This is a genomic window from Pseudomonas sp. GW821-FHT07E12, assembly GCF_058986605.1.
The window spans coordinates 105730-131270 of the sequence record NZ_JBYSVX010000004.1; the positions used below are offsets into that span (position 1 = coordinate 105730).

23 protein-coding genes and 1 other RNA gene are annotated in these 25541 nt (G+C 66.1%); 7 read left to right on the forward strand and 17 right to left on the reverse strand.

Annotation, left to right across the window (positions count from 1 at the left end):
- Positions 1 to 28: 28 nt before the first annotated feature.
- The 7 genes from AC3WJE_RS04330 to AC3WJE_RS04360 form a co-directional block, all read right to left on the reverse strand.
- Positions 29 to 499 carry an EVE domain-containing protein gene (locus AC3WJE_RS04330; RefSeq protein ID WP_493729548.1) on the reverse strand — a complete coding sequence of 157 codons (471 nt, stop codon included), beginning with the start codon at positions 497 to 499 and terminating at the stop codon, positions 29 to 31.
- Positions 496 to 1086 (reverse strand): 5-formyltetrahydrofolate cyclo-ligase, encoded by a 591-nt coding sequence (locus AC3WJE_RS04335; RefSeq protein ID WP_493729549.1) that lies wholly within the window; start codon positions 1084 to 1086, stop codon positions 496 to 498. The genes AC3WJE_RS04330 and AC3WJE_RS04335 overlap by 4 nt, the downstream gene beginning before the upstream one ends.
- A gap of 194 nt (positions 1087 to 1280) precedes the next feature.
- Positions 1281 to 2510 carry a peptidoglycan DD-metalloendopeptidase family protein gene (locus AC3WJE_RS04340; RefSeq protein ID WP_493729550.1) on the reverse strand — a complete coding sequence of 410 codons (1230 nt, stop codon included), beginning with the start codon at positions 2508 to 2510 and terminating at the stop codon, positions 1281 to 1283.
- Between the two features lie 168 nt (positions 2511 to 2678).
- Positions 2679 to 2863, reverse strand: a non-coding RNA gene (ssrS, locus tag AC3WJE_RS04345) — 6S RNA.
- Positions 2864 to 2961: 98 nt separating this feature from the next.
- The gene (locus tag AC3WJE_RS04350) at positions 2962 to 3264 is read right to left on the reverse strand and encodes a cell division protein ZapA (protein ID WP_493729551.1); all 303 of its coding nucleotides are present in this window, start codon (positions 3262 to 3264) and stop codon (positions 2962 to 2964) included.
- Positions 3261 to 3518: a TIGR02449 family protein gene (locus tag AC3WJE_RS04355; RefSeq protein WP_493729552.1), complete on the reverse strand. Its 258-nt coding sequence runs from the start codon at positions 3516 to 3518 to the stop codon at positions 3261 to 3263. Before AC3WJE_RS04355 ends, AC3WJE_RS04350 begins: the two co-directional genes overlap by 4 nt.
- Complete coding sequence (locus AC3WJE_RS04360) at positions 3515 to 5725, reverse strand: putative bifunctional diguanylate cyclase/phosphodiesterase (protein ID WP_493729553.1); 2211 nt, start codon at positions 5723 to 5725, stop codon at positions 3515 to 3517. The genes AC3WJE_RS04355 and AC3WJE_RS04360 overlap by 4 nt, the downstream gene beginning before the upstream one ends.
- A 161-nt stretch (positions 5726 to 5886) precedes the next feature.
- Between AC3WJE_RS04360 and AC3WJE_RS04365 the strand changes: the two genes are divergently transcribed.
- Together AC3WJE_RS04365 and AC3WJE_RS04370 are read left to right on the forward strand one after the other, a co-directional pair.
- Entirely contained in the window at positions 5887 to 6432 is a 546-nt protein-coding gene (locus tag AC3WJE_RS04365; protein WP_493729554.1) for a YecA/YgfB family protein, read from the forward strand.
- A gap of 159 nt (positions 6433 to 6591) precedes the next feature.
- Positions 6592 to 7923, forward strand: a complete 1332-nt coding sequence (locus AC3WJE_RS04370; protein ID WP_493729555.1) for an aminopeptidase P N-terminal domain-containing protein — start codon at positions 6592 to 6594, stop codon at positions 7921 to 7923.
- A 625-nt stretch (positions 7924 to 8548) separates the two neighbouring features.
- On the opposite strand, the gene pepQ is transcribed toward AC3WJE_RS04370, so the two are convergent.
- The 7 genes from pepQ to rph form a co-directional block, all read right to left on the reverse strand.
- Entirely contained in the window at positions 8549 to 9889 is a 1341-nt protein-coding gene (gene pepQ, locus AC3WJE_RS04375) for a Xaa-Pro dipeptidase (RefSeq protein WP_493729556.1), read from the reverse strand.
- A 172-nt stretch (positions 9890 to 10061) separates the two neighbouring features.
- On the reverse strand, positions 10062 to 10409 hold the full coding sequence (locus tag AC3WJE_RS04380) for a PilZ domain-containing protein (RefSeq protein WP_493729557.1): 348 nt from the start codon (positions 10407 to 10409) through the stop codon (positions 10062 to 10064).
- Positions 10406 to 12766, reverse strand: coding sequence for a DUF1631 domain-containing protein (locus AC3WJE_RS04385; RefSeq protein WP_493729558.1), 2361 nt, complete (start codon positions 12764 to 12766; stop codon positions 10406 to 10408). Before AC3WJE_RS04385 ends, AC3WJE_RS04380 begins: the two co-directional genes overlap by 4 nt.
- A 386-nt stretch (positions 12767 to 13152) precedes the next feature.
- Positions 13153 to 14310, reverse strand: coding sequence for a radical SAM family heme chaperone HemW (hemW, locus tag AC3WJE_RS04390; protein WP_493729559.1), 1158 nt, complete (start codon positions 14308 to 14310; stop codon positions 13153 to 13155).
- 35 nt (positions 14311 to 14345) lie between these two features.
- On the reverse strand, positions 14346 to 14945 hold the full coding sequence (gene rdgB, locus AC3WJE_RS04395) for an RdgB/HAM1 family non-canonical purine NTP pyrophosphatase (protein ID WP_493729560.1): 600 nt from the start codon (positions 14943 to 14945) through the stop codon (positions 14346 to 14348).
- Positions 14942 to 15349, reverse strand: coding sequence for a VOC family protein (locus AC3WJE_RS04400; RefSeq protein WP_493729561.1), 408 nt, complete (start codon positions 15347 to 15349; stop codon positions 14942 to 14944). The genes rdgB and AC3WJE_RS04400 overlap by 4 nt, the downstream gene beginning before the upstream one ends.
- A complete protein-coding gene (gene rph, locus AC3WJE_RS04405) occupies positions 15346 to 16071 on the reverse strand; it encodes a ribonuclease PH (protein WP_493729562.1) in 726 nt (241 codons plus the stop codon). The genes AC3WJE_RS04400 and rph overlap by 4 nt, the downstream gene beginning before the upstream one ends.
- 122 nt (positions 16072 to 16193) lie before the next feature.
- On the opposite strand from rph, the gene AC3WJE_RS04410 reads away from it, so the two are divergent.
- Complete coding sequence (locus AC3WJE_RS04410; RefSeq protein ID WP_493729563.1) at positions 16194 to 17042, forward strand: YicC/YloC family endoribonuclease; 849 nt, start codon at positions 16194 to 16196, stop codon at positions 17040 to 17042.
- A 13-nt stretch (positions 17043 to 17055) separates the two neighbouring features.
- Here AC3WJE_RS04410 and AC3WJE_RS04415 read toward each other — a convergent pair whose 3' ends face one another.
- Both AC3WJE_RS04415 and dkgB read right to left on the reverse strand, forming a co-directional pair.
- Positions 17056 to 18168, reverse strand: coding sequence for an alkene reductase (locus AC3WJE_RS04415; protein WP_493729564.1), 1113 nt, complete (start codon positions 18166 to 18168; stop codon positions 17056 to 17058).
- Positions 18169 to 18332: 164 nt separating this feature from the next.
- Complete coding sequence (gene dkgB / locus AC3WJE_RS04420; protein WP_493729565.1) at positions 18333 to 19136, reverse strand: 2,5-didehydrogluconate reductase DkgB; 804 nt, start codon at positions 19134 to 19136, stop codon at positions 18333 to 18335.
- Between the two features lie 241 nt (positions 19137 to 19377).
- On the opposite strand from dkgB, the gene AC3WJE_RS04425 reads away from it, so the two are divergent.
- The 4 genes from AC3WJE_RS04425 to AC3WJE_RS04440 all read left to right on the forward strand — a co-directional run bounded on the left by AC3WJE_RS04425 (position 19378) and on the right by AC3WJE_RS04440 (position 23844).
- Positions 19378 to 20280, forward strand: a complete 903-nt coding sequence (locus AC3WJE_RS04425) for a LysR substrate-binding domain-containing protein (RefSeq protein WP_493729566.1) — start codon at positions 19378 to 19380, stop codon at positions 20278 to 20280.
- A gap of 104 nt (positions 20281 to 20384) precedes the next feature.
- Entirely contained in the window at positions 20385 to 20999 is a 615-nt protein-coding gene (gene gmk / locus AC3WJE_RS04430) for a guanylate kinase (RefSeq protein WP_493729567.1), read from the forward strand.
- Between the two features lie 207 nt (positions 21000 to 21206).
- On the forward strand, positions 21207 to 21506 hold the full coding sequence (rpoZ, locus tag AC3WJE_RS04435) for a DNA-directed RNA polymerase subunit omega (protein WP_493729568.1): 300 nt from the start codon (positions 21207 to 21209) through the stop codon (positions 21504 to 21506).
- A 166-nt stretch (positions 21507 to 21672) separates the two neighbouring features.
- On the forward strand, positions 21673 to 23844 hold the full coding sequence (locus AC3WJE_RS04440) for a RelA/SpoT family protein (protein WP_493729569.1): 2172 nt from the start codon (positions 21673 to 21675) through the stop codon (positions 23842 to 23844).
- Between the two features lie 639 nt (positions 23845 to 24483).
- On the opposite strand, the gene AC3WJE_RS04445 is transcribed toward AC3WJE_RS04440, so the two are convergent.
- The gene (locus AC3WJE_RS04445) at positions 24484 to 25353 is read right to left on the reverse strand and encodes a LysR family transcriptional regulator (RefSeq protein ID WP_493729570.1); all 870 of its coding nucleotides are present in this window, start codon (positions 25351 to 25353) and stop codon (positions 24484 to 24486) included.
- Between the last annotated feature and the right edge of the window lie 188 nt (positions 25354 to 25541).

The window sequence follows — 25541 nt, forward strand, 5'->3', positions numbered from 1 at the left end:
ATCCCCAATCCCGAATCCCCAATCCCGGCTATTCCAAAGAAAGCAACAGCTTCCACTGCGCGGCGGTGACCGGGAACACTGACAACCGGTTGCCGCGTGCGGTCAGCGGGAACGCCTCGCCCAGTGCTTCGGCGTGCTGTTTGATCTCGTCCAGCGCGATGGTGCGCTTGAGCTTGCGCTCGAACGCCACGTCCACCAGATACCAGCGCGGCTGCTCGCGGCTGGCCTTGGCGTCGTAATAGTCCGACTTCGGCTCGAACTGGGTGGCATCCGGATACGCCTCGCTGGCCACCGTGGCCAGCCCGACGATGCCCGGCACCTTGGTATTGGAGTGGTAGAACAGGATGCCGTCGCCGACCTTCATGCCGTCGCGCATGAAATTGCGCGCCTGGTAGTTGCGGACCCCGTTCCAGGGTTCGGTGCGCACGCGTTCAAGATCGTCGATCGAGAAGGCGTCCGGTTCGGACTTCATCAGCCAGTAGCGCTTGCGGGCGGTCATGCGGGATCGGAGGCGGTCAGGAAGGTGTGGTGTTCGGTACAGATCGCGTCCAGCGGCACGTCCCAAGTCTCGGCGCTCACCGCGTCGGTCTGCTGCACGGAAAACGCAGCGCCAATCAGCCAGGGCGGCGGCGCTTGGGCCTGGCGGAAGGCGAAGCTGCGATCATACCAGCCGCCTCCCATGCCCAGCCGGTGCCCGGCCGTGTCGAAGCCGACCAGCGGCGTCACCACGAGTGCCATCTGCACCGGCGTGAGCGTCTCGGTGATGGCGATGTCCGGCTCGGGGATGCCGAAGCGGTTGCTGCGCAACGGCGCGCCCGGACGCCATGGCGCAAAGCGCAACGTGCCGTCCTCGTGCAGCACCGGCAGGCAGTAGCTCAGCGCAGCAGGCAGGCGCAACTGGAACGCATGCAGCGCGATCTCGCCGTCCATCGCCCAGTAGCCACCGACGAAGCCCTGCGCCGGCAGGAACGGCAGCGCCAGCAGGCGCTCGGCCAGGCCCTCGGCTGCCGCGATGCGTTCGCTGGCCGGCAGGGCACGGCGGACATCACGCAGTTGGCGGCGCAGACGGTCGCGATCTTCGGTCATGGGTGGCAGGCAACGGAGGGCTGCGCATCATCGCCGAAGCGGTGGCGCGGGGGAAACGTCGTGGTGCGGGCTGCGGGTTCTGTGATGAGCTGCATGCTCCCGGGCGGTCTTGTGGGAGGGACTTCAGTCCCGACGGGCGGTACCGGTAAAGCGTCGGGACTGAAGTCCCTCCCACAAAGGCTGGCCGCACGGGCTTACGGGAATTCCACGAGGCTCCCGTCGAGCGGCAACTGCAGTTGCCGCTTTTCGGGCTTACGCGCAGGCCAGCGGACCGGTTTGGTCGGATCGAAGGTGTCCTCGACCTCCCCTTGTCCGAGCAAAACGAAAGCATCGATGACAAACGGCAACCCTTCCGACTGCTCGAACGTCGGCCGGTCGCTGAGATGGAAATGCAGGTGCGGCGCGCCGGCAGAACCGGTCTGGCCGAGCCGGCCCAGGACCGCGCCACGCCGGACATGCTGGCCAACCGCAACCGTCACGCTGTCGGTCTGCAGATGTGCGTAGTGGGCATAGACGCCCGGTGCGATCTCCAGCACCACGAAGTTGCCGTACAGGGTGCGCGCGGTGAGATCTTCAGGTGTTTCCAGCGGTGTCATGGGCTTGCCGTTCGGCACTCCGTCGCGGACATCGACCACCACGCCATCGGCCACCGCGAGCACGTCATGGCCGTAACCCACCCAGTCGGCATCGGTGGTCGACGTGAGCGAGTCGTGCTTGCCGCGGACCGAATGGTTGTGGCTGTCCAGCCCGAACCAATCGATCGCGAAGCGCTGCGGGATGCTGAGCTTGCCGTCGATCGCGACCACGCCGCCCCAATGGTGCGACTGGTGATTGCCCGGGCCCTCGACCGCGAGCCAGCGCCCGCCGCGCAAGGGCGAGGCGATCGTGAGCGCGGGGGACTGGATCACCGGGGTGCGGATATCGTCGGCGCGCTGGATCGCGTCCTTGTCGGCAAGGAAGGTCAGCTGATGGCGCAGCGAGGCTGGTTGCGCGCCCGCGGGCAGTGCCAGCCACAGGAACAGCGTCTTGCTCTTGCCTGATTCGATCGGGATGCCGTCCTGCGGGGCGTCGCCAGCGGCCGGCTGCGCGAGCAGCGCCTGCAACGCGGGGCCTTCGAACGTGGTCAGCGGTGTCGTAGCGTTGTCGGCGAAGATCGCCACGCCGGTCAGCTTCAGCGGATCGGTGCCGTCGTAGAAACTGCTGATCCGCAGCTCGTAACCCAGGTGCTGCACGCCGTCGCTGCCGGCAACCGCGCGCGGGGCGAACAGGATGCGCGCCTCGACCTGGGCTTGATGGACGTTGGCGGCAACCTCCGCCTGGGCAGGCGTGGCGGTCTGCGCGGCCGCAGGAAGCGACCACGCGCTCACGGAGCCGGCAACGGCGATGAGGCCGAGGACGGCACTGCGTACTGAAAGGGAGGTCATGCGGGGCCGCCATCACGATATTGAACAGTCTCAATACGATGGCAGATTGTTCAGGTCAATGTACGCATCGACCTCGGGGAGCCTTGAACGCGATGGCCGCAACAGGCGGCGCCCCCAACCCACACAAGCCGGTTTCCTTCGAACCGGTCTTGCATGGGGGCAAAAAATGCATTCTCCGCGGTGACGATGCGTGCGAAACGACCTTGAACCCGGGGTTCAAGTGGGAACGCTGGGAGGCCATCGGGCTTTCCGCTGCGAGGCGGACATGCACACCCGGCGTCGTCGCGCCCCCGTGGTCGTAATTAAGGGACAAGGCGAATGTTTGCACACGCCGTCGTTCACAGCAGAGAACGCGTCGCCATTATAGCCAGCGTGCCCGGCGTGGGAAGGTTATTTGTCGAATTTGGGTTCCCGGGGAATTCATTTTTCCCATGGAAGTGCGCATTGGGTTTCAACGCGGTGTATCGGGCAGGTTGTCCATGCGCCGGTTGAGCTCGTCGAGCGTGCGTGCGAGCTCGCGGTTGTACAGCGCCTGTTCGTCGCGCAGTTGTTGCAGCTCGTGGGCGAGATTGAGCGCGGCCAGCACGGCGACGCGGTCGAGCGCGGCCATCCGGTTGTTGCCACGGATCTCGCGCATGCGCGCGTCGAGCATGCGCGCGGCGGCATTCAGGCTGTCACGTTCCTCGCCGGTGACGCCGACGGTGTACTCGCGGTCGAGGATGCGGACGCTGACCGGCTCGGTGGGGTGACTCACGTGTGCTGCTCCAGCGACTTGAGTCGGGTGATCATCGCTTCCACCCGTGACCGTGCCTGTTCATTCTTGGCCAGCAGTTGCGAGCGCTCGCCGATCAGTTGTTCCTGCTGGTGGCGCAGGCTGCGGTTCTCATCGGCCAGGCGCTGGCTGCGTTCGACCAACGCCTCCACGCGTGCGGCCAGGGCACGGAGTTGGGCGAGGGCGTCGGCGTTGTTCATGCGCGGAAGATAGGCGGCGGCTGGAGCGGTGGTCAAGATGGCATCGGTTCGGCCTGGTCGGCTGTCGGCATGCGCCGCAGCAGGATCTCGCAGGCCTCCGGTTCCAGCGCCGGTGAGACCAGGTAGCCCTGGATCTCGTCGCAGCCGTGGCGGCGCAGGAACTCGACCTGGCGGGCATCCTCCACGCCTTCGGCGACCACCTTCAGCGACAGCGAGCGGGCCATCGCGATGATGGCGCTGGTGATGGCCTGGTCGTCGCTGTTGCAGGTGAGATCGGCGATGAATTCCTGGTCGATCTTGAGCGTGTCGATCGGCAGGCGCTTGAGGTAGGCGAGCGAGGAGTAGCCGGTGCCGAAGTCGTCGATCGCCAGGCCCACACCGAGTTTGCGCAATGCATGCAGGACGTCGGCATTGCCGAGCGTGTCGCTCATCACCGCGCTTTCGGTCAGTTCCAGTTCGATCCGCTCGGGCGCGACGCCGGTCTCGTGCAGGATGCGCGCGAGGGTGTCGGGCAGGTTGCCGTGGTCGAGCTGGATCGCCGAGACATTCACCGATACGGAGATGTTGTCGATGCCGCGCTGCGCCCACAGTTGCAGCCGTCGACAGGCCTGCTGCAGCGCCCATTCACCGAAGGCGAGGATCAGGCCGGTTTCCTCGGCCAGCGGGATGAAGCGGTCCGGCGACACCGCGCCGAATTCCGGGCTGTCCCAGCGCATCAGCGCTTCGAAACCGACGATGCGATGCTCGTGCAGCGAGTAGCGCGGCTGGTAGACCAGCCGCAGTTCGTCCTCGATGCGCACACGCCGCAGTGCGTTGGCCAGCAGCGCGCGCTGGTGGGTGCCTTCGTCCATCTGCGGCGAGTACAGCTTGTAGGTACGCCGCCCGGTGGCCTTGGCGCGGTACATGGCGGTGTCGGCGAACTTGAGCAGTTCGTCGGGCTGTTCGCTGTGGTCGGGAAACAGGCTGATGCCGATCGAGGGCGAGATCGCCACTTCGCGGTTCTCATCCAACTGCAATGGCACTTCGAAGCGGGCCAGCAGTTGCCGTGCGGCTTGTTCGGCCTCGCCGATACCGGACAGGCCGTCAAGTACGACGGTGAACTCGTCACCGCTGAGGCGCGCGGCGGTGTGGCGCAGGCCGGTGGCGTGGCGGATGCGTTCGGCCGACAGCCGCAGCACGCGATCACCGGCGGCGTGGCCCATCGAGTCGTTGACGTCCTTGAAATGATCCAGATCGAGGAACAGCACCGCGACCCGCTCGCCGTGGGTGCGGGCGTGCGCGATCGCCTGCTCCAGGCGCTCGGACAGCAGGGCGCGGTTGGGCAGGCCGGTCAGCGCGTCGTACTTGGCCAGGTAACTCAGTTCCTGCTCGGTGCGTCTGCGGACGGTGATGTCGTCCATCACCAGCACGTGCAGGACGCGCTGGCCGGATGCGTCGCGGATCCGGTTGTGGCGCAGGCTGCAGAGGATTTCCTCGCCGTCGCGACGCACTTTCCAGGCTTCGCCTTCCCAATGGCCGTCGCGTTCGACCGAGTCCCGCATGTATTCGTTCTGGCGGCTGTCGATGGGGCGGTCGAGCAGATGCAGCGGCTGTCCCAGTACCTGCGCTTCGTCGTGTCCGGTGATGCGGGTGAAGGCGGCGTTGATCGAAACGAAGTGCAGGTGCTGGTCAAGCACGGCGACGGCCTCGTGCATGCGCTGCAGGATCTCGGCGGCGATGTCCGGTTCGGCGCCGGCCAGCCGCGCCGGGGCGAATGGCCGGGCGATGCCGGCCAGATGCAACGGCGTGCCGGCGGCGTCGCGTTCGACCACGCGGGCGTGGATGTCCAGCCAGCTGCAATGGCCGACAAGTTGCAGGTCCACGCGTTGTTCGGTTCGGAAATGCTCCACATCGCCTGCGCGGCATGCGTGGACATGGCTGCGCAGGCCGGGCAGGTCGTCCGGATGCAGGCGCGCGAGCAGCTCGTTCTTGTCCAGTTCCAGGGGGCGCTGCGGTTGGCCCGGGATCTGCTCGGCATAGAGCCACAGCCGGCCGCGGGCGAGATCGTAGGTCCAGAGTTGTCCGCTATTGCCGTGCAGCGCGCGTTCGAGTGCCTGCAGATGCGCTTGGCGCGGGTCGCGCCGGTAGCCGCGCAGCCGCCAGCCGAGGATGCCGGCGCACAGCGCCGCCGGAATCACCACGATCCAGGCCGGGAGCACCGACATCGGCGCGGCAAGCCCCACGACGATGCAGACAGGCGGCATGGGGCAGGGGATGCTCTGAGAGTATGGAAGCACCAGAGTGTAGGTGGCGACATGGAAGCCGCACAAGGCGAAAAGCACTGGCCGGCATTACACTGCGTAGCCCGATGGAAGGATTGTCGTCCGTCCGCCATCGTTCACCGGATCGAGACTGCGGAATGACCATGAATCACCTGCCTGATGTGTTGGCCGTGCAACAGGAGAGCCAGCAATTGGGGTTGGCCGCGAACGCGGCCGAGCTGCATGGCGGCCTGAGCGGCTGGCTGGCCGGCGGCGGCGATAACAGCGAACGCTGGCCGGCGCTGATCCTGGCCGATGACAGCCTGCCGACGCCGGCCCAGAACGGCCCGTTGGAGCAGTTGCGGCAGGCTACGTCCAGCCAGCTGGAAGACCGCGATTTCGCCTTCGAGCTGTTGCTGACTGAAGACAGCGCGCCACCGGCCGCGCGCGCCGATGCCTTGTTCGAGTGGTGCCGCGCGTTCCTGGGCAGTTTCGGGCTGGCCTCGGGCAAGCGCCCGCAGCTGTCGGAGGAAGGCGATGAGGCGCTGCGCGACCTGGCCAAGCTGGCACAGGCGTCGAGCGCCGATTTCGACAGCACCGACGAGGATGAGGACGCGCTGGCCGAGATCGAGGAATTCGTGCGCGTGGCGGTGCTGCTGCTGCACAGCGACTGCGTGCTGGGGCCGCGTTATCGGCAGCGTCTGAACTAGAACGTGTCGGGATCCGGTACGCCCGCGTAACGGTGGGGTGCCGTGTTGTAGCGCGGCGCTTGCTCCGCTGGAGGCTTTCTCGGCATGACCCGGCGGGGCAAGCTCCGCGCTACGGTCCAGTTGGTCTTTTGCAATGAATATCCAACTCAACAAGTTCTCATGAAGAAGCTCACCGGCATCGGGGCGGCCGAGTACGTGCGGCGCCGCAGGCAGCTGATGGAAATGGCTGGCGAGGACGCGATCCTGGTGCTGCCGGCCGCGCCGGAGCGCGTGCGCAGCCACGACACCCACTACCCGTACCGGCAGGATTCGGATTTCTGGTACCTGAGTGGTTTTCCAGAGCCTGACGCGGTGCTGGTGCTGGTGCCCGGGCGCCGGCATGGCGAGGTGGTGCTGTTCTGCCGCGAGCGCGATCCCGAGCGCGAGGCGTGGGACGGACCGCGCGCCGGGCAGGAAGGTGCGGTCGAGCAATACGGCATGGATGATGCGTACCCGATCGAGGATCTGGACGACATCCTGCCGGGACTGCTGGAAGGGCGCTCGCGGGTCTACTACCACTTCGGTCGCGATGTCGATTTCGACCTCAAGCTGATCGGCTGGGTGAATCGGGTGCGCTCGCAGGTGCGCCACGGTGCGCAGCCGCCGCACGAGTTCCTGGAGCTGGGCCACCTGCTGCACGAGCAGCGCCTGTTCAAGTCACGCGACGAGATCGCGCTGATGCAACGCGCGGCCGACATCAGCGTGCAGGCGCACCGCATCGCGATGCGCGTGGCGCGCGCCGGCATCCACGAGTACGAGCTGCAGGCCGATATCGAGCGCGAGTTCCGCGCTGCTGATGCCTGGCCGGCCTACGGCAGCATCGTCGGCACCGGCAGCAACGCCTGCGTGCTGCATTACCGCGCCAACAACGCCAGGACACGCGACGGCGAGCTGGTGCTGATCGACGCCGGCGCCGAGTACCGCGGCTACGCGGCCGATATCACCCGCACCTTCCCGATCAACGGACGCTTCAGCAAGGAGCAGCGCGCGCTGCACGATCTGGTTGGCGCCGCGCAGGCCGCCGCGCTGGAACAGGCGCGGCCGGGCATTGCCTACGAGGAAGGCCATCTCGCCGCGATCGAGGTGTTGACCGAGGGGCTGTTGCAGCTGGGGCTGCTGAGTGGCGATCTGGAAGAAAACATCGTTGACGGCAGTTACAAGCGCTTCTACCGGCACAAGACCGGGCACTGGCTGGGGCTGGACGTACACGATGTCGGCGACTACAAGGTCGCGGGCGAATCGCGCCTGCTGGAACCGGGCATGGTGTTCACGATCGAGCCCGGCCTGTACGTATCGCCGGATGACACCAGCGTTGCAGAGAAGTGGCGTGGCATCGGGATCCGCACCGAGGACAACGTGGTGATCACCGAGGATGGTCATCATGTGTTGACCGGTGTGCTGGCGCGCTCTGCGGAGGAGATCGAGGCGGAGATGGGGGACGGCCGGGAATAGGGAATGGGGAATCGAAAAAGCAGAAGGCCGCCTGTTGGGCGGCCTTCGAGTTTTCTGATGGCGGCGAGTGTCAGTGCTGCTTTCTCACAACCTTTCAGTCGTCGTCCCCGCGAAGGCGGGGATCCAGCGACTTGGGTTGTTACTGAGATAAGACACTGGGTCCCCGCCTTCGCGGGGACGACGGTCGGGTTTCATGCGGCAACTGACCGTCAGCGCGAAGCAGCGTGCTGGTTGAAGCGTCGATCATCACCTTTGCTTCAATGAATCTCAAATCCCTAATCCCTAATCCCGGTTGTGGGAGGGACTTCAGTCCCGACAGGCTCTACCGGCAAAGCGTCGGGACTGAAGTCCCTCCCACAAAGAGACAACGGCGCCGGCTGAAGCATCAGACATCGCCTTTGCTTCAACGATTCTCCATTTCCCATTACCGGCGGCCGCCGCGGCGGCCGTTGAAGCATCGACCATCGGCCTGGCTCCAACGAACCCCAAATCCCGGTTGTGGGAGGGACTTCAGTCCCGACGGGCTTTATCGGCAAAGCGTCGGGACTGAAGTCCCTCCTACAAAGAGCCAACGGCGTTGGCAGAAACATCAGCCATCGTTTTTGCTTCAACGATTCCCCATTCTCTATTCCCCATTCCCGGCCGCCGCCGCAAACACCGGCCGGGTCAAATTCTCCGGCTCACCGTCAGTGCATACCACCTCGTCTTCGATGCGGATGCCGCCGTAAGGCTTGAACTGCTCCACGCGCTGCCAGTCCACGCTGTCGGCGTGGCCGGCCTTCTTCACTTCGTCGAGCAGCATGTCGATGAAGTAGAGGCCGGGTTCGATGGTGACGACCATGCCCGGTTCCAGTACGCGGGTCAGGCGCAGGTACGGGTGGCCGGCGGGGCGCTCGATGCGGCCGCCACGGTCGCTGGCGGCGAAGCCGGCGACCTCGTGGACCTGCGCGCCGATGCCGTGGCCGATGCCGTGCGGGAAGAACGCGGCGCTGACGCCGGTGGCCAGTGCCGCTTCCGGCGAGACGGTGATGACGCCGAAGTCCTTGAGCACGCCCATCAGCGCCAGGTGCGCGTCGATGTGCAACTGCTTGTAGTCGAAGCCGGCACGTACCGCCTGGCCCATCGCGATCTGCGCCTTGTCCACCGCGTCGATCAACGCCTGGAACTCGCCACCGGTGTCGGCCGCATAGGTGCGGGTGATATCGCTGGCGTAGCCGTGCGCGGAGGCGCCGGCGTCGATCAGGAAGCTGCGCAGCGGCTGCGGTGCGGTGCGGCTCAGTTCGGTGTAGTGCAGCACCGCGCCGTGTTCGTTGAGCGCGATGATGTTGCCGTAGGGCAGGTCGTTGGCATCCTGGCCAACCGCGCTGCAATAGGCCATGTGGATGTCGAATTCGCTGCGGCCGGCGCGGAACGCAGCCTCGGCGGCGCGGTGGCCGCGCACTGCCAGCACTTGCGCCTGACGCATCAGTGCCAGTTCGTAGGGCGTCTTGAAGGCGCGGTGATATTCCAGATAGTTCAGCACCGGCTCGGGATTGTTCGGCACGTAGACGCCGAGTGCGCTCTGTGGCTCACCGAGGATCGCGCTGCGCGCAGGGTTCTTCGGCAACAGGGCAAGGGCTTCTTCCGGAGTGCGGATGATCTGCACGTCGAAGTGCTCGACCCACCAGCCGCTCGGCGCGTCCGGCACCACGTGCCAGTAGTCGAAGGGTTGGTGGAAGATCACCTTCGGCCGCTCGCCAGGCGTGTAGACCAGCCAGCTGTTGGGCACGCGGGTCAGCGGCAGCCAGGTCTTGAACGGCGGGTTCACCGCGTACGGATAGTCGCGATCGTCGAAGAACTGGTAGTGCAGCGTGCCGCTCGGGATCACCAGATGATCGAAGCCGCCGCGTGCCAGCGCTTCGTCGGCGCGTTGCTTGAGGACGGTGAGGTGCGCCGGGTACAGCGCGGCCGGATCTTGCGGGGTCATGGCAGGCTCGTTCGGTGTCGCGGAGAGGCTGCGATTTTGCCGCAAAGCGACGGCAGGGCGCAGTTGACGCGTATTCGCAGGAGCGCCTTCAGGCGCGATGGGGCTTTACAGGGAAAGCTCCATCGCGCCTGAAGGCGCTCCTACGATTGCTCGGGACGGCAACCTTGCGGCGCTAGGCCGGCATCTGCGCCGAGTCGACCCACTCGCGCAACTGCTCGCGGTAGGCGTCGCACAGGGCGATGAAGCGGAACCCGGCCCAGGCCTGGCCCGGCGCATGCGCCTGCTCGGACCACAGCAGGTGCACGCCGGTGCTGATCTCGACCTCGCGGCCGTTGCGGTCCGGTAGCGGAAAGCTCACCTGATACAGCGCGTCCTCCACCAGCGGCACCGAGGCGAGCAGCAGCATGCCGCCTTCGGAGACATTGCCGATATGGCCGATCGGCGCGTCGGCGATGAAGTCGTGCACCGGAATCGTTGCAGCGGGTTGGCGGCGCGGCGAGCGCCTGGCTTCTGCGGTCAAGTGGGGAACTCCGGTGAAGTGGGGGCACGCTGGCTGCCGGCCAGGACGCGCAGGGCACGTACCGTCGCCTGCCATGCGCGGTCGATCAGCCGTCCCTTTTCTTCGGTGACGATGCGTAGCTGGCTGCTGGCCATCAGTCGTGCCAGCGCATCCAGCGAGTATTCGTTGATCTTCTGGCCGCGCTGGTTGACGAACAACGCGTGATCGGTGACCAGGCTGTACCAGGACAGGCGTCGGCGCTGGGCATCGCCCTGCGGCGGGATGATGAACTCGAACCAGGTGCCGAATGGCAGGGTGCGCAGTTGGTCGTAGCAGGCCTGCTCGGCAGGTGTGCGCGGCGGCGGTGCTTCCTGACGGCGGGTTCCGTCCTGTTCGCCCAGGCGGGTGCGCGCCTTGAGCCGTGTGGCCAGTTCGGTGCGCGAGGTGAGGTCGTCCTCGCCGCCGGGCGTGGACAGGCGGCGCGCGATCGCGCTGGCCTCGTCGTGGTGGTAGCCGATCTGGGTCAGGGCCTGCTGGATTCCGCCACCGAGCCCGATGTCCGGCGCTTCGCCGGCCGGCCGGCAGGTCACCTCAGCGATACGGTCGGTAAGCTTCTGGCGTTGTTCCCATTCCTCGGAGTGCTCGCCCTGGCGCAGCAGGGTCAGCGTCAGCACGTCCGACCAGGCCTGTTTGAGCAGTGACTGCACGAACTTGGGTGGTGCGGCGCTCTGGCACAGATGCTCGATGCTGTCGCCGGCCAGACGTTTGGCCAACGCCAGTCGCTCCTTGCCGCGCGCGGCCTCGACGTGACGGTGTTCGGCCATGTCGGCCTTGCGTGCCTGCGCCTGCTGGTGCGTCTGGATCTGCTGGTGGGCGTGCTCGAACACGGCTTCGTCGCCGTGGTAATCGCTGACCACCTGATCGACCACGCCGGTCAGCTTCTGCAACAGCTGCGGGTCGGCATCGTCCTCGGCCAGCCAGGTTGCGCCGGATTCGGCGACGGCGTTGAGCAGTTCGCGCGCCGGATGCTGCTCGCGCACGAAGAAAGCGGGGTCGGCGATCGCGGCGCGTGCGAGCGGCACCTGCAATCGCACCAACAGCTCGGCGGCCGGCGTGCCGCGATCCACTTCGCGGCCGATCTCGCGGTAGAGCAGATCGAGCAGGTCGAAACTGTTGTGGTCCTGCTGCGATAGATCGGCCTGCGGGCCGTGTGATTCACGCAGCATCGCCAGCAACTGCTGGTGCACGTCGCGGACGCTGCGTCCGGGCGCGGGGGGCATCGGGTGTCCGGCGCCGGAGCGTGCCTGCAGCAGGCCGAGGGTCTCGCTCAGCGCGCTTGCCTGCACCGGCGGATGGGCGGCGTGCGTGCCCGCAGGCGCAGGTGCGGCGAGCCGGGCGCGGGCGGCGCCCAGCAGCTGTCGCAGGCGGGTGGTGTCCGGTGCGTGAGGGGCGTCGGTGTTGCCTGCGACGCCGTGAGTTGGCGTGTCCGCATGACTCTCGGCGCTGGGCGGCGCGAATGTCGGCAAGACTTCATCGAGCATCACACCACTCCATGATGCGGCCGGGCCTTGGCCGGCCCAACTGGTCAGCGGACGCTGGCTCGCTTGAGCGGGCGAGGGGGGGAGCTTCGCTTCACGCTGCGCGGAAGGGCGGCGTGACGCCGACGTCCGGCCGAGGTAGGGCAGGTAGACCAGACCCGGCAGCACGCCTTCCTCGGCGAGCAGGGTGTTGGCGTGTTCGAGTATCTCGGCCAGTCGTTCGCGCATCTGCCGCTCGAACACGCGGTAGAGCATCAGTTGGCTGTCCAGGCTCAGCCCCAGCGTCTCGCCGGCATCGCGCAGCAGCCGGCACAGTGCGTGTGGGCCGAGTGGCAGTTGTTCGATCTCGAACGCCGGCCGCGCCGCGAGCACGCCGAAACGCTGGCTGAGCAGGTGCAATGCATTGCTGCAGCGCCCGGCTTCGCGGCGGGCGATGTCGTTGAGCACGATGTCGCGGTCGATGTCGGTGTGTTCGACCAGTGCCATGGGCTGGCGCAGCAGTTCGGTTTCGGTATTCGAGGCGCTGTGCCAGGGTTCGCGCAGGCCGGTCAGTTCTCCGGCGAGGCTGGACATGATGTCGGCTTCGAAACTTCCGCAGCGCTCGCGCAGGTGCCGTGCTTCGGCGTACAACTCGGCTTGCATCTGGCTGTTGCGGGCGTGTTCGGCTTGCTTGAACAGTTCGCGCTCCAGCTCAACGAGCGTCAGTTTGAGCGGGGCGGTGAGGGCTTGCGCGAGTTGCGTGTGCAGGGCGTCGAGGATGCGGCGCACACGGGTGGGGAGCGGCGTACCGGCGAAGTGGTTCGCCGGGCCGATGGACGACGACGGTGCGGACGTGGACATCCGTTGTGACGCCTGCTCTCCCCTGATTTGTGTTGTGTATCACGTTTTGTGGTGGTCGGCCAGCGGGGGTGAGGGTTTGGCGCTTTGGCGTGGAGTTGGTGCTTGGTTGCTTTTTCGGAGGGCCTTACCTCGTGATCTGTCTACCGTCGTCCCCGCGTAGGCGGGGACCCCGGGTGAGTCAAAGTCCAAGGCAACAGCAACAGCAACGACAGCACTGCTGGCTCCGTTTCATCCAGGCCTGCTGCCATCCAGCGTCCCGCAAGAAACTCTCACACGTCATTCCCGCGAAAGCGGGAATCCATGGACTTTGGCTTTCGATGAATCAACGTCCATGGATTCCCGCTTTCGCGGGAATGACGAATTAGGAGAATTGCATGACCAACGATCTACGCCAGGAACAGCTCGATCACGTCATTGGTGAAGCGCCGTCCCAGTTCGGTGGGAATCCAGCGTTCGCCGGTGGCATCCGGTTGCAGCCAGCCGCGCTGGCGTGCCTGCTCCAGCGGTGCGGCCAGGGTGGTGCGTGACAGGCCGGTGCTGACTTCGAAGTCGGCCAGGCGGAAGCCTTCGTGCAGGCGCAGCAGATTCAACATGTACTCGAATGGCAGCCGTTCGGTCGGAACGACTTCGTCGCCGCCAATGGCTTGTGCGCTGCCGGCGCTGTCGAGGTAGATCTGCGGGTGTTTGTGCTTCCAGCGGCGCAGTACGTTCTGCTCGGCGCCGGAGCTGATCTTGGCGTGCGCGCCGGCGCCGATGCCCAGGTAATCGCCGAAGCGCCAGTAGTTGAGGTTGTGCGCGCACTGCCGCCCCGGTTGGGCGTAGGCGCTGACTTCGTACTGGGCGTAGCCGGCGTCGGCCAGCAGGCGTTGGCAATGTTCCTGGATGTCCCAGGCGTCGTCGTCGTCGGGAATGCCCTTGGGCGGCCGTGCGTGGAAGATCGTGTTGGGTTCCAGCGTCAGCTGGTAGTGCGAGATGTGCGCCGGTGCCAGCGCGAAGGCGCGCTCCAGGTCGGCTTCGGCCTGCGCCAGGGTCTGCTCGGGCAGGGCGTACATCAGGTCGAGGTTGAGGTTGTCGTAGCCGGCGTCCTGCGCCAGTTTCACCGCGCGCTCGGCCTCGTGGCTGTCATGGATGCGGCCGAGCCGCTTCAATGCATCGTCGTTGAAACTCTGGATGCCGAAGCTGATCCGGTTCACGCCGGCAGCGAGATAGCGGTCGAAGCGGCCGTGCTCGGCGGTGCCGGGATTGGTCTCCAGGGTGATTTCCAGGTTCGGCGCGAAACGCAGCCGTGCGCTGGCCGCCTGCAGGAAGCGGTCGATCGCTTCCGGTGGAAACAGGCTGGGTGTGCCGCCGCCGAAGAACACGCTGTTGACCACGCGGCCCCATACCAGCGGCAGGTCGTGGTCGAGATCGCGCACCAGCGCATCGACATAGTCATCGAACGGCAGCACGCCCTTGGCCGCGTGCGAGTTGAAATCGCAGTACGGGCACTTGCGCACGCACCAGGGCAGGTGGACGTAGAGCGAGAGGGGCGGTGGGATGAGCATGGCGCTATGGCTGGCTGTGGCTTTATGTCCGTGGCTCAGCCGTGAAAACGCGCAAGCTGCTCGCGCAACTGCTCCAACGCGCGGGCACGATGACTGAGCCGGTTCTTGGTCGCGGCGTCCATCTCGGCGGCGGTCATGCCGTGTTCGCGGTCGAAGAACACCGGGTTGTAGCCGAAGCCGCCGTTGCCGCGCGGTGCGAAGGTGATTTCACCTTCCCAGCTGCCCTCGGCGATCAGCGGTTGCGGATCTTCCGGATGGCGCAGCAGCACGATCACCGCGTAGAAACGCGCGCTGCGCTGGTCGGCGGGGATGTCACGCATCGCCTCCAGCAGTTTGGCGTTGTTGGCTTCGGCATTGGTCGGGCTGCCGGCATAGCGCGCGCTGTACAGGCCAGGTGCGCCACCGAGGGCATCGACGATCAGGCCCGAGTCATCGGCCAACGCCGGCAGGCCGGTGACGGCGCTGGCGTGGCGGGCCTTGATCAGCGCGTTCTCGACAAAGGTCAGGCCGGTTTCCGGCACGTCCTCCACACCGAGTTCGCCCTGCGCGAGGATCTGTAGCGGCAGGTGCGCCAGCATCGCGCGCAGTTCATCCAGCTTGCCGGCGTTGCCGCTGGCCAGGACCAGTTGCTTCATGAGGTGGGTTCCAGCAGATCCCAGCGGGTGCCGTACAGGTCGCGGAACACCGCGACCGTGCCGTAGGCCTCCTCGCGCGGGGTTTCGAGGAATTCGACGCCTTGTGCCTGCATCGCGGCGTGATCGCGCCAGAAATCGTCGGTGTACAGAAAGTGATCCACGCGTCCGCCGGTCTGATCGCCGATGCGCGCGCGCTGGGCGTCATCGCCGGGCTGCGCGAACAGCAGCGCAGCCTCGTCGTTGCCGCCGGGCCCGACCACGACCCAGCGCTTGTCTTCGCCGAGCGCGATGTCCTGCAGCAGCGTGAAACCGAGCGCGCCGGTGTACCAGGCGATCGCCTCGTCGTAATCGCGCACCAGCAGCGTGGTCAGCGCGATCCGCCGCTTTTTCAGCGGCTGGCTCATTGCCCCAGCGCCTCGCGCTGCGCGGCGAACAGTTCCTCGGTGCCCTTGCCGGCCAGCACCAGCAACGCGTCCAGTTCCTCGCGACGGAACGCGTGGCCTTCGGCGGTGCCCTGCAGCTCGATGAAGCCGCCGCCGTCGTTCATCACCACGTTCATGTCGGTGTCGCAGTTGCTGTCTTCGGCGTAGTCCAGATCCAGCACCGGCACGCCACGGTAGATACCGACCGAGATCGCGGCGACCGCGCCGACCAGCGGATGCTTCTTCAAATCACCGCGGCGCTGCAGCCATGCCACCGCATCGGCGAGCGCCACGTAGGCGCCGGTGATCGCGGCGGTACGGGTGCCGCCATCGGCCTGCAGCACGTCGCAGTCCAGGGTGATGGTGCGTTCGCCCAGCGCGGCGCGATCCACGCAGGCGCGCAGCGAGCGACCGATCAGGCGCTGGATTTCCAGCGTGCGTCCGCCCTGCTTGCCGCGTGCGGCTTCGCGATCGGAACGGGTGTGGGTCGAACGCGGCAGCATGCCGTACTCGGCCGTCACCCAGCCCTCGCCCTTGCCGCGCAGGAACGCCGGCACCTTGTTGTCGACGCTGGCGGTGCACAGCACACGGGTGTCGCCGAAACTCACCAGCACCGAGCCCTCGGCGTGGCGGGTGAAGGCGCGTTCGATGCGCACGGGACGCAGCTGGTCGGCCTGGCGGCCGCTGGGACGGGAAAAGGTCATGCGTGGGATATCCGGTTTCGGGAGGCTGGGCGGGCGCGGCTTGGCGCGCAAGCACCGGTCTGCAAGGCGCGCTAGGGTACCATTCGCGCTTTTCCGGTACTGGAATACGCATGATCCGAAGCATGACCGCATTCGCCGGTGGCGAGCGCATCACCCCGTGGGGCACGTTGGGTTGCGAGCTGCGTTCGGTCAACCACCGTTTCCTCGAAGTGGGCGTACGCCTGCCCGACGAGCTGCGCGCGCTGGAGCCGCAGTTGCGTGAACGCGTGGCGGCGCGGACCAGCCGCGGCAAGCTCGATCTGGTGATGCGCCTGCGCGCGCCGGACGACGGCGGCGCGCTGTCGGTCAACGAGTCGATGCTGGATCGCCTGGCCGATCTGGCGCGTCACCTGGATGCGAAGTTCCCCGATCTGCGCGTGGAATTCACCGAACTGCTGCAACTGCCCGGCGTGATGCAGGCGCAGGCGGCCGATCCGGCCGTGCTGCAGGCGCAGGCGCTGGAACTGCTGGACGAGGTGATCGACGGCTTCGTCACCTCGCGTGGGCGAGAGGGCAGCAAGCTGGCCGCGGCGATCGTCGAGCGCGTGGACGCGGTCGAGCGCATCGCCGGGGAAGTGAAGACGCTGATCCCGGCGATCCGTGAAGGTCAGCGTGTCAAGCTGGCCGCGCGTCTGGCCGACCTGCCGCATCCGGTCGATCCCGGTCGCGCCGAGCAGGAACTGGTGCTGTGGCTGCAGAAGCTGGACGTCGATGAAGAACTGGATCGCCTCGGCAGCCACATCGCCGAGATCCGCCGCGTGCTGCGCCAGACCGAGCCGGTCGGCCGCCGCCTGGACTTCCTGCTGCAGGAGTTCAACCGCGAGGCCAACACGCTGGGCTCCAAGTCGGTGGACAGCCGCACCTCGGGCGCGGCGGTCGAGCTGAAAGTGCTGATCGACCAGATCCGCGAGCAGGTGCAGAACATCGAGTGATCTGCCGTCCCGTTCAGGCTGCAACGCCAGCCAGGGCGGGATAGTCGGTGAGGCCATGCGCACCGCCGCCGAACAGTGTTTCGCGGTCGTGCGGATTGAGCGGGGCACCGTTGCGCAGGCGTTCTGGCAGGTCCGGATTGGCGACGAACGGGCGACCGAAGGCGATCAGGTCGGCCCAGCCTGCGTCCAGCGCAGTGCGTGCGCGTTCGGCGGTGTATTGACCGGCATAGATCAACGTGCCGGCATAGGTCTTGCGCAGCTGCTGTTTGAATTCGATGGGCATGTGCGGTGCGTCGTCCCAATCGGCTTCGGCGATGTGGATGTAACCCACGCCGATGTCATCCAGCAGCGCGGCCGCGGCGATGTAGGTGGTTTCCGGATCGGCATCGACACAGCCGTTGAGCGTGGTCAGTGGCGCCAGGCGGATGCCGACGCGGCGTGCATCGCCGGTGCCTTCGACCAGTGCGCGTGTGACCTCGTCGAGGAAGCGCAGGCGGTTCTCCAATGAGCCGCCGTACGCATCGGCGCGATCATTGGCGTTGGAGTCGATGAACTGATTGACCAGATAGCCGTTGGCTGCATGCAGTTCCACGCCATCGAAGCCAGCCGCCATCGCGTTGCGCGCGGCCTGACGGTATTGGTCGCCGATCTCGCCGATCTCATCGACTGAAAGAGCACGCGGCAAGGACGCCTGTACGAAACCGGGCCTGCCTTCACGCTCGGCGACAAACACGTTGACGCCCTCGGCCTGGATTGCCGAGGACGACACCGGCGATTGTCCGTCCAGCAGACGGGTATGGCTCAGGCGGCCGACATGCCAGAGCTGGGCGAAAATGCGCCCGTCGGCAGCGTGCACCGCATCGGTGACCTTGCGCCAGCCGGCCACTTGCGCCGGTGTGTGGATGCCCGGCGTCCACGCGTAGCCCTTGCCGAGTGGAGAAATCCAGGTGCCCTCACTGACGATCAGGCCGGCGCCGGCACGCTGAGCGTAGTACTCGGCCATCAGCGCGTTAGGCACGTCGCCGGGCTGGCTGGCACGCGAGCGGGTCATCGGCGGCATCACGATGCGGTTGGGCAGTTCGAGCTCGCCCAGGGAATACGGCTGGAAAAGGCAATCGTCAGACATAACGGGTCTCCAGGACCGGCACATGCGTGCCGGTCGAATATCGAATGAAGCAGGCGGAGGGAAGGGGCGTGGCGAGTGCGGCGAAGATCAGCTTGCCGGTCTCGCGTCGTTTCGTGCGATGCAGGCTTCAGCGCATGTGTGCGGCACGCCCGGACGGTGCGATCTCAGTCCCAGGCCGGAGCCAGGCCGTCCGGGCTGACCTCGCGGCCGTTGCGTTCCAGCGCGGCGATCTGCGCCATATCGGTTTCGTCCAGGTGCAGGTGCTGCGCAAGCAGGTTGCTGGCCAGGTTCTCGCGCCGGGTCGAGGACGGGATCACCGCATAGCCGAGCTGCAGTGCCCAGGCCAGCGCCACTTGGGCGACCGTGGCGTCGTACTTGCGCGCGATGGCGGCCAGCACCGGATCCTTCAGCACTTTGCCGTAGGCCAGGGTCATGTACGAGGTCACGGCGATGCCCTGTTCTTTCAGGAATGCGGTGAGCTTGCGGCTCTGCAGGTACGGGCTCAACTCGATCTGGTTGGTCGCGATGACGTCGTTGCCGACCGCTGCGATGGCCTGCCTGGTCAGTTCGATGTTGAAGTTGGAGATGCCGATCTGCCGGGTCAGTCCCAGCGTCCTGGCCTCCGCCAGTGCGCCCATGTACTCGGCCAGTGCGACGCCATTGCCCGGCGCCGGCCAGTGGATCAGGGTCAGGTCCACGTAGTCGGTGCGCAGCTTGTCCAGGCTTTCGCGCAGGCTCGGCACCAGTTTGTCGCTGGCGTAGTGCTCCACCCAGATCTTGGTGGTGATGAACAGGTCGCTGCGTACCACGCCGCTCTCGGCCACGGCCTGGCCGACCTCGGCTTCGTTGCCGTAGATCTGCGCGGTATCGATCGCGCGGTAGCCCAATTCGAGCGCGTTGCGCACCGAATCAATGGCGGTCTGGCCGGTCAGCCGGAAGGTGCCGATGCCGAAGGAGGGGACGCTCATGGGGGGATTCCTTGAATGGAGAAAAAAGGGGGCGGGGACAGCGGGCTTCGGCCGACAGTGCCGTGCGGCGGTCCAGGGGGCGACAGATTCGGCTGGTGCCGATGGCGAAACTCGCCAGAGATGGGGCTCACGGGGTGGGGCGTAGTCGCATCCGGTCGAGGTGATGGGCTGCAGTCTGCTCGTCGGATGCGTGCAGAAAAAGCAGGTTATCGGCGAAAGATTTTTGACTTAAGATCAAGAAATGAAAGTCACCCTGGACGAGCTGCAGGCCTTTATCGCAGTGGTGGATGGCGGTTCGATCACCGCCGCGGCCGGCGTGCTGGGGCAGAACGTCTCGGCGACCAGCCGCAGCCTGACGCGGCTGGAGGAAAAGCTGGGAACCACGCTGTTGCGGCGGACCACGCGTCGGCTGGAGCTGAGCGAGGAGGGACTGGCGTTCCTGGAGCAGGCGCGGGAGATCGTCACCGCGGTCGAGGCGGCAGAGGAGCAGATGGCGATGCGCCGCCATCGTCCAGCGGGACGGCTGCGGGTCGATGCTGCCACGCCGTTCATGCTGCACGTGATCGTGCCGCTGGTGGCGGGATACCGCCGGCGCTACCCCGAGGTGGCGCTGGAGTTCAACAGCAACGAGGGCATCATCGATCTGCTCGAACGCCGCACCGATGTAGCCGTGCGCATCGGTCGGCTGAAGGATTCCACCCTGCACGCTCGCCTGATCGGCAACAGCCGCATCCGTGTGCTGGCCAGTCCGGCCTACCTGGCCGAGCACGGCACGCCGCGGCGGTTGGAAGATCTGGGCGGGCACGTGCTGCTTGGCTTCAATCAGCCCGAGTCGCTCAACGAATGGCCGCTGCCCGATCGCGATGGCCAGCCGCTGCACATTCGCCCCACGATCAGCTCCTCCAGCGGTGAGACGCTGCGTCAATTGGCGTTGCAAGGCGCTGGCATCGTCTGCCTGTCCGACTTCATGACCCGTGAGGACCGCCACGAGGGGCGGTTGCAGCCGCTGCTGACGCGGCAGGCGCTGGACGTGCGCCAGCCGATCAACGCGGTCTACTACCGCAACACCGCGTTGTCGGCGCGCATCGCCTCCTTCGTCGACTACCTGGTCGAGGCGGTGGGCGCGCGCGGCTTCGAGGACTGAAGCGCGTTATGCACGCGCCAGATGTGCTGCGGAAACTTGGTGGCGAGGCCTTCCGACTGGTATCGTGCGCCGCCCGATCCCGATCGACCTCCAAGAGAGACGCGATGCGAGGCACCCTCTATATCGTCGCGGCGCCTTCCGGCGCCGGCAAGAGCAGCATCGTCAACGCCACCCTGGCGCGCGATCCGCAGATCGCCCTGTCGATCTCCTTCACTTCGCGTGCGCCACGTCCGGGCGAGCGCCACGCCGAGCACTACCACTTCGTCTCGGCGGCCGAATTCGAGCGGATGATCGCCGCCGGCGACTTCTTCGAGCACGCGCTGGTGCATGGCGACTGGAAGGGCACCGCCCGCCAATCGGTGGAACCGCAACTGGCGGCCGGCCATGACGTGCTGCTGGAAATCGACTGGCAGGGCGCGCATCAGGTGCGCCAGCAGGTACCCGACGCGGTCAGTGTGTTCATCCTGCCGCCCTCGCGGCAGGCGCTGGAAGAGCGCATGCGCAAGCGTGGGCAGGACAGCGAGACGGTGATCGCGCAGCGGCTGGCGGCCGCGCGTGAGGAGATGTCGCACTACGGCGAGTTCGACTACGTGATCATCAACGAGAACTTCGAGACCGCGGTGACCGAGATGTGTTCGATCTTCGTCGCCAGCCGCCTGCGCCGGCAGGCTCAGACGCAGCGGCATGCGGGGCTGATCGAGACGCTGCTGGCTGAGTAAGTCCGTAGTGGCGGCCCTGTACTGATCCGGCGCGGGGCGCCAGCTTGGCCTTTTCGAGGGCCGAAAGTGTGGGCTAGAAGCGCGCAACCCTCTGATCGGAAAGGAAACTGAACCGACGTGGCTTGCGGTTGCGGTCGGGGCGGCCGTACAATCCGTCCCCTTTCCCCATTCAGATGGCGCGGCCCTGACCGGTCGCCGGGAGCCCGCATGGCCCGCATTACCGTAGAAGATTGCCTGGAAGTCGTTAACAACCGTTTCGAGCTGGTCGTGATGGCCTCCAAGCGCGCCCGCCAGCTGGCCAACGGCGTGCAGTCCACCATCGACAACAGCGACAGCGCCGACAAGCCGACTGTGCTGGCCCTGCGCGAGATCGCCGCGCGCAAGATCGACAACGCGCTGATCGACCAGGTCGAGAAGGCCGAGCGCGAGCGCGTCGAGCGCGAAGCGCTGGAGTGGGCCGCGGCCGAAGTCGTGGCCGACGAGGACATGTCCAAGAACGACGATTGATCGTCTCTTTCGACACGATCGATCGCGTCACCCGACAGCCCGCGACTTCGCGGGCTGTTTTGTTTGCGGGCCTTTCTCGAAACGGCCGGCCGTTCCAGCCCGCAAAGCGCCCCATGCGGTTTTTCCCGCAATTGCCGTCCCCTTTCCGCTGGCATAGTCTTCCGGCATGAACCCAGGCCCCACTGCCCAGGCAGCCCTCGCCACGACCGCGTCCTCTGGCGCGGAGGTGCCCGACTACGTCCTTCGCCTTGAGCGTGCCGCCACCTATCTGCCGAAGGAGCAACTGCCGGTGTTGCGCCGTGCCTGGGAAGTGGGCGCCGCCGCGCATGCCGGCCAGACCCGCAAGTCCGGCGAGCCGTACATCACCCATCCGGTCGCGGTGGCCGGCATCCTCGCCGAGCTGGGCCTGGATGTCGAAGCGCTGATCGCCGCGATCCTGCACGACACCATCGAGGACACCCCGCTCACCCGTGACGAACTGTCCGGCGAGTTCGGCGAGACCGTGGCCGAGCTGGTGGATGGCGTCACCAAGCTGGACAAGCTCAAGTTCCGCGACCGCCAGGAAGCGGCGGCCGAGAGCTTCCGCAAGATGCTGCTGGCGATGTCGCGCGATCTGCGCGTGATCATGATCAAGCTCGCCGATCGCCTGCACAACATGCGCACGCTCGGCGCGCAGAGCAGCGAGGCACGTGGCCGCATCGCGCGCGAGACGCTGGAGATCTACGCGCCGATCGCGCAGCGGCTGGGCATGAGTCTGGTCAAGTCCGAGTTGCAGAATCTTGGTTTCAAGGCGCTGTATCCGTGGCGTCACGCGATCATCGAAAAGCACATCCGCAGCCAGCCGGTGGTGCGCCGCGAGGCGATGGCGCAGGTCGAGGTGCAGCTGTCGCAGCGACTGGCCAAGGAAGGGTTGGAACACCGGCTGGTCAGCCGGATCAAGACGCCCTGGAGCATCTACGGCAAGATGCAGGAGGAGAACAAATCCTTCGACCAGGTGATGGATGTGTTCGGCTTCCGGCTGGTGGTGCGCTCGGTACCCGACTGCTATCACGCGCTGGGCGCGGTGCATGCCACGTTCAAGCCGCTGGACGGGCGCTTCCGCGATTTCATCGCGATCCCCAAGGCCAACGGTTACCAGTCGCTGCACACGGTGTTGTTCGGTCCGTACGGTTCGCCGATCGAGGTGCAGATCCGCACCGAGGAGATGGACCTGATCGCCGAGCGTGGTGTCGCCGCGCATTGGACCTACAAGCTCGGTTCTGATTCGCCCAACAGCGCGCAGAGCCGTGCGCATGCGTGGATCGTCGAGTTGATCGAGAGCCAGCGCGCTGCCGGGTCTTCGCTGGAGTTCCTCGACAACGTCAAGGTCGACCTGTTCCCGGACGAGGTCTACCTGTTCACGCCGAAGGGCAAGATCCTGGCGCTGCCGCGCAATTCGACCGCGCTCGATTTTGCCTATGCGGTGCATACCGACGTGGGCAATCGCGCGGTCGCCTCACGCGTGGACAAGAAGTTGATGCCGCTGCGTACCAAGCTGGTCAGCGGCCAGAGCGTGGAGATCATCACCGCGCGTTCGGCCACGCCCAAGCCGCAGTGGCTGGAGTTCGTGGTCAGCTCCAAGGCGCGTACCGCGATCCGTCATCAGCTCAAGCAGCTCGAGCACGAGGACGCGGTGCAGTTGGGGCATCGCATGCTCGACCGCGCGCTGGAGGCGATGGATTCCTCGCTGGAGCGTCTGCCCAAGGGCCGCCTCGATGCGTTCCTGGCCGAGCATCGTTATCCGCGTCTGGAAGCGCTGCTGGCCGATGTCGCGCTCGGCAACTGGATGCCGAACCAGGCCGCGCAGGCGCTGATGGCCTACGCCGAGTTGCGTGGCGCCGGCTTGTCCAAGCATTCGCACGAGAAGATCCTGATCGACGGCAGCGAGCGCGGCGTCATCAGCTTCGCCAACTGTTGTCAGCCGATTCCCGGCGACGAGATCATGGGGTATCACACCGCTGGCAAGGGCATCGTGGTGCACCGGCTGGACTGTCCCAATCTGGCCGAGCTGCGCAAGTCGCCTGAGCGTTGGGTGCCGATCGATTGGGATTCGAGCGTTGGTGGTGATTACGACACGGCGCTGGTGGTGGAGGTTGAGAACCGCACGGGTGTGCTGGCGCAGTTGGCGGCGGCGATCGCGCAGAGTGAGTCCAATATCGAGCGGGTGGATTATCTGGATCGCGATTTCAATGCGGCGGTGTTGAGGTTCAATATCCAGGTGCGCGATCGTCGGCATCTTGCGGAGATCATGCGGCGGTTGCGGCGGTTGCATGTGGTGCAGAGTGTGCGGCGGCAGTAGGGTGTGTTTGATGGGGTTTTTGTGAGCTGTGAGTGAGATGTGGTTTGGTCTCTTCCGCACAAACTCTCCACCGTCGTCCCCGTGTAGGCGGGGACCCAGCGACTTCCTAGCCATCTCTCTACCGTCATCCCCGCGGAAGCGGGGGCGAAGCGCCACTGTTTGCGAGCCACTGGCTCGCGTGGTGCTGAGCGCCATCGGGCTATGCTCGATGGCCGGGGATCGAAGATCCATGGACGTTGCTTGTTGGGTTTGACGTTGCAGTGATAGCAAAGGCAACAGCAACAGCAAAGGCTTTCGCTCCTTCGGAGCGAGTCACCTTTCTTTGCTCGTGCAAAGAAACGTAACCCAAAGAAACACGCCCCAGTCCTCGCGCCCTCCGCTGCGCTACGGGTTCACTCCGCCAGCGGGATTTTCTGACGCGGCATCCATGCCGCGGCAGAAAACGACGTGCATCCATGCACGTCGCCCTTCGGGTTTTTCCCGCTGGCTCCGTCGCTGCGGATGGGGGCCCCGGGAAAGTCAAAGTCCAAAGCAACAGCAAAGGCAAAATCACGAGCAACGGCAACGGCAACGGCAACGGCAACGGCCACAGCCACAGCCACAGCCACATCAACTGCGGTTGTTTGGTCGCTTGGTGTGTCAGCCGACGATCTTGGGCAGTGCGGGGTTGTCGTTGCCCTGCTTCCACACCATGTGCAGTTCGACCGGTTCGGCGGGCAGCAGTGGTTGCACCGGGCGGTAGACGATGCCTTCGTATCTGAGTCCGCTGGCCGCTTCCGGTACCAGGGCTACGCCTAGGCCGCCGCGTACCAGTGCGAGCACGGAGTGGATCTGGCTGACGTATTGGACGTAGTGGGGGCGGATGCCGTGGGCGCCGAACAGTTGCGCTACCAGGTCGTAGAAGTAGCGGGCTTCGTCCGGGGAATACATCACGAACGGGCGCTGGTTGAAGTCCTCCAGCGCGAGTTGCGGGTGCTGGGCGAGTGGGTCGTGTTCGGGTAGGGCGGCGATCAGGGGTTCGCGCGCTACGCAGCGGCTGTTGAGGCCTTCGCGGTGGATCGGGGGACGTAGCAGCGCCACGTCGAGGCGGCCGGCTTCCAGCGCTTCCAACTGCGCCATGCTGACCATCTCGTTGAGCTGCAGGTCGATATCGGGCAGCTCCACGCGCCAGCGGGCGATTGCTTCGGGCAGGAAGCGGTAGCCGGCGCCGGCGGTGAAGCCGATCGAGACGCTGCCGGCTTCGCCCAGGCCGACCCGGCGTGCGCGCAGGCTGGCGTTTTCGGCCAGGCGCAGGATCGTGCGGGCTTCGGCCAGCAGGCTGCGGCCGGCCGGGGTCAGCCGTACCGAGCGGTTGTTGCGTTCCAGCAACGGGGTGCCGACGTGGTGCTCAAGCACCTGGATCTGCCGGCTCAGCGGCGGCTGGGTCATGTGCAGGCGTTCGGCGGCGCGGCGGAAATGCAGTTCCTCTGCCACGGCGACAAAACAACGCAGTTGGTTCAGATCGAACATCGGTGCGTACTCCTGACGAAACCGCGCGGCCGGCGGATTCATGCTGCAAGCCAGCAAAATTCAGTGCCTTGGGCCCCCCACATGCGCCGCTGGCCGCCCCTACTTTGGTCTGGGGGTGGAAGCGACGCGGTGGTCGTGCCGGCGTGCAGGGCCCGGAAACACTTGCTTTGGCGGCGGGGTGGGTTGAA